This is a genomic window from Pseudonocardia ammonioxydans, assembly GCF_900115005.1.
In the GTDB taxonomy this organism is placed as follows: Bacteria; Actinomycetota; Actinomycetes; order Mycobacteriales; family Pseudonocardiaceae; genus Pseudonocardia; species Pseudonocardia ammonioxydans.
In genome coordinates this window covers 1-3,722 of record NZ_FOUY01000116.1, presented here as the reverse complement: position 1 = coordinate 3,722, position 3,722 = coordinate 1, and the positions used below count along the sequence as shown (strand labels likewise).

The following is a 3,722-nucleotide window of genomic DNA, read 5'->3' as shown; positions in this document are numbered from 1 at the left end:
TCACCGCGGCCGTCGACGGTGGCCTGGCCTGGCTGGTCGTGCTCGCCGTGCTCAACACCGTCGCCTCGCTGTTCTACTACCTGCGCGTCATCGCACCCGTCTTCACCGCCCCCGACAACGACCACGACGGCACCGCCGACCCCGTCGACCGCGAGGGATCGGGGACCCGGTCGCGCCCGTGGGCGCGGTGGACCGCGCTCGGCACCGCTGCGGTGTCGTTGCTGCTCGGCGTGGGCGCAGGTGCGGTCCTGGCCGTGGTCGGGACACCGACATGAACGGCACACACGGCCCGCGCGGGCCGCCGGTACCGCGGCCCTGGGCACAGGCGACACGGACACGACGCACTCGACAGCACCAGCCGCAGAGCACCGCTCGTCAGGCAGCAGCGTTTCCGAGACACGGCGTCCGATTCCAAGCCGATGCAACATGTGTTACACAATGATGCTGGCGCGCGAGGGCGTGGGAGGTCGCGTGAGCATCGACTGGCACCAGTGGCTGTGGTGGCTGCTTGTCGCCCTCGCGGCCTGGGGCGTGCTGTGCGCCACGATGTTCCTGTTCGCGCGCCGGCTATCGCCCGGCCTGCTGCGTGAGATCGCGGAGTTCCTACCCGCGTGCGTGAGCACCGCGCGCCGATTACGCCGCTCGCCCGCGGTACCGCGCCACGCCAAGATCGCACTGCTGGTCGCCGTGCTGTGGGTGATCTCGCCGATCGACCTGATCCCCGAGTTCCTTCCGATGATCGGCCCCTTGGACGACGTCATCGCGGTGGTACTGCTGCTGCGCTACGCCGCCCGGGCCATCCCCCGCGCGGACCTGCTCGCCGCCTGGCCGGCCGAGCCGCGGCTGCTCGAACTACTCCTCGGCCCCGCCCGACCCGACCAACCGCGCCAAAGGTGAACCGACACGGAGCCGAGCAGCCGCGGCTCGTCGCGCGGCACGGTCAGCGACGCACCTGGGAACGCTGGTGTACGGGGTAGTCGATAGAGCTGGTGGGACGCACCCGCGGCAGGAAGCGGCCGGTGTACATCCGGTAGGCGTCATACTCGGTGCCGAATGCGGAGGCCAGGCCGGGCTCGCACACCGCGCGGGCCTGGAGCTGCACCGCCACCAGGATCAGCACACCGGCGAGCATGCCGAGCAGGGTCGGCGCCATGAACAGCATTCCGACGCAGCCGACGATCACTCCGGTCAGAGCGGGGTGACGAGTCCGGCGGTACAGCCCGCTGGTGACGAGCACCGGCTGTCGGGCGGCCTCCGTGGCCCCAGCCGTGGCGGGCCCGGCTTCGGTGACTGACTGCTCCCAGACTGTGTCGAGCTGGCGCATCGCCACCGCGACCACCACGAACCCGACCAGCAGCAGGGCCGCCCCGATCACCGCGACGGCCGGCTGCGCCAACACCGAGATTGGCTCCAGCACGTCGAGCGCGACCAGCAACGCGGCACCGAAGCCGAGCACCGCGGCGACCACGAACAGCGTCCGCGCCCACCAGGCCGGGCTGCCGGACCCGCGCAACACGTCGAGCCGGCGTTCGCCGCGGCCACGCCGGCGAAGCCACAGGGCAACGCCGACCGCGATCGCCCCCGATGCCAACGCGACCCACCCGAAGCCTTGGTGGCCGAGTGCGGCGAACAGCCGCGACCAGGCATTCTCGCCCCAGACCTGCGGAATCGCCTCGACGAACAGCCACGCGCCGAAGACGACGAACAAGACCGCCGCGCCGACCGAGATGACCCGCTTCGGCAGCCGCTTACCGAGCTGGCGTCCGACGACGATGGCCAGCGCGTCGGCGGCCACCATGCCCAGGGTGGACCCGGCCCACACGCCGACTGAACCGCCGAGCGTGCCGTGCTGGGCAGCCAGGGTGATGGTCGCCAACATCGTCTTGTCACCCAACTCGGCCAGGAAAAACGCCACCGACGCGGCGACGACGGCCGAGCCGCCCGCTCGCCGGGCCTTCTGCTCCTCGTCCTCGGACAGAGTGTCCCCGCGCAGGGTCCATGCGCCGAACACCAGGAAGGCCAGCGCGGCGACCAGCGTGATCCAGCCGGTCGGGATCGACGCGCCGAGACCGTAGCCGACCGCGACCGACACGAAATGGGTCACCGACGTGGCCAGCGCGATGCCGACGAGCACCGGGACCGCCTTGAAGCGCGTCGCGAACGTCAGGGCCATCAGCTGGGACTTGTCACCCAGCTCGGCCACGAATATGACACCGAAGCTGACCGCGAACGCGACCAGGAACCCGTCCATGTCCATCCCTCGATCTCGCACCGGATCGAGGGGCACGAACTGACCTCGATCCGGCTCCTCCGGATCGAAGGTCTCGCTCGCCTGTAAACAGGCCGCTGCGCCCGGGCCGGCCCGGACGGGGCGGACCAGTGTGTCGAGCACGGCGTTGGGAGCTACTCCCCTTCGCGTACAGCAATAGCTTAACCCGACCGACCCCAGGGTGTTGACCAGTCCGCGGCGAGATGCTGCCCACGATTGACGCGTGCACGCATGCCCTCCGGACCAGCCCGTCGCCGACCTCGCCGTGGCGGACGAGGCGGGCTACTACTGATCGGGTTCGGCGTCCTCAGTGTGCTGGGCATCGGATTCGGCAGCGCCACCGCGGGCCGGCTCGCTGGGCGGTCCGGGATCTCGGGACCGTGTCGACCTACGCCCTGGGCGCGGTCTACGGTCTGGCTTGCTGTTGTTCCGGTCCCCTGCTGGGCAGCATCTTGACCGTCGCCGCGGTCGGCTCGGATCCCGGTTACGGCGCCGCACTGCTGGGCGCCTACGCGGCCGGGCTGGCGGCCCCGCCGTTCGTACTCGCACTGCTGTGGGACCACCTCAGGCTCTCACGCAAGCCGTGGCTACGTGGGCGCGAGGTGCGGATCGGACCGCTGCAGCACCCATCGACCAGCCTGATCTCCGGGTTGCTGATCATCGAGATCGGGCTGCTGTACCTGCTCAGCGACGACACCGCCGGACTCGTGGCGCCCACCGCGGTCGACCAACAGCCGACGCCCAGGCGACCATCAGCGACCATTTCGGCGGGGTGTGTCCGACGCGACGGTCCTGCTGGGGAGCGTGCTGATCGCCCTGGCCGCGATGGCAGTGCGACTGCTGCGGCGCGACTGCTGCGGCGTCGCGACACCCGGGCCCCGGACGGCGAGCGCGAGTCGGATGACGCCCGGCGGCATCGGGCTGTCGTATTCGCGGCTCTGGTGGTTCCGCGCCTTCCAGTCGACCGTGAAGGTGCCCGGCGGGGTGGCGGTGCGGAGGTCGCCGTCGAGGAACGGGACGGTGCGCGTGATCTACCCGTCTCGAGCAGCCATGCGGTGTGTGAAGTCAGGTCCACGCACGCATCGGCCCGTGCACGGCGTCCCGGCGACCGGGGTGTCGGACGGCGTCGACCGCCAGGATCGACGCGACCTCCGACGACGATCCACACCCTTGGCGTGCCAACCAGCGAGCAACCGGGTCACCCGTGGGCCCGCGTAGCCCGGCCGCTCTCGATTCACTTCAGCCGGCCAGTCGGTGGGGCCCAGGCCCCAACAGTGGCGGCGCCGATCCGGCCAGCCCTCGGCGCGCGGTGTCTGCTGATCGGGTGCCGGGTTCATCTCAGCACGTCGCGGCGGTGATGGTACTCGTCCTCGTCGATCTCGCCGCGGGCGTAGCGCTCGTCGAGGATCTGTCGCGCCGACGGGCGAGCCTGCGGCGGTCCCTCCGATCGGGT

Annotated in this window: 3 protein-coding genes and 1 pseudogene; 2 read left to right on the top strand and 2 right to left on the bottom strand. The window is 70.9% G+C overall.

The annotated features are described in order from the left end of the window. Positions 1-275: pseudogene (locus tag BM093_RS36465) on the top strand (hypothetical protein); the annotation flags it as partial. A 196-nt stretch (positions 276-471) separates the two neighbouring features. Continuing rightward, on the top strand, positions 472-897 hold the full coding sequence (locus tag BM093_RS34325; RefSeq protein ID WP_245773996.1) for a YkvA family protein: 426 nt from the start codon (positions 472-474) through the stop codon (positions 895-897). A gap of 43 nt (positions 898-940) precedes the next feature. Here the strand turns inward: BM093_RS34325 and BM093_RS34320 are convergent, their stop codons facing one another. Then, positions 941-2,392 (bottom strand): TMEM165/GDT1 family protein, encoded by a 1,452-nt coding sequence (locus tag BM093_RS34320; RefSeq protein ID WP_245773995.1) that lies wholly within the window; start codon positions 2,390-2,392, stop codon positions 941-943. Between the two features lie 1,210 nt (positions 2,393-3,602). Then, positions 3,603-3,677 (bottom strand): SHOCT domain-containing protein, encoded by a 75-nt coding sequence (locus BM093_RS37750; RefSeq protein ID WP_093357518.1) that lies wholly within the window; start codon positions 3,675-3,677, stop codon positions 3,603-3,605. Positions 3,678-3,722 lie beyond the last annotated feature (45 nt).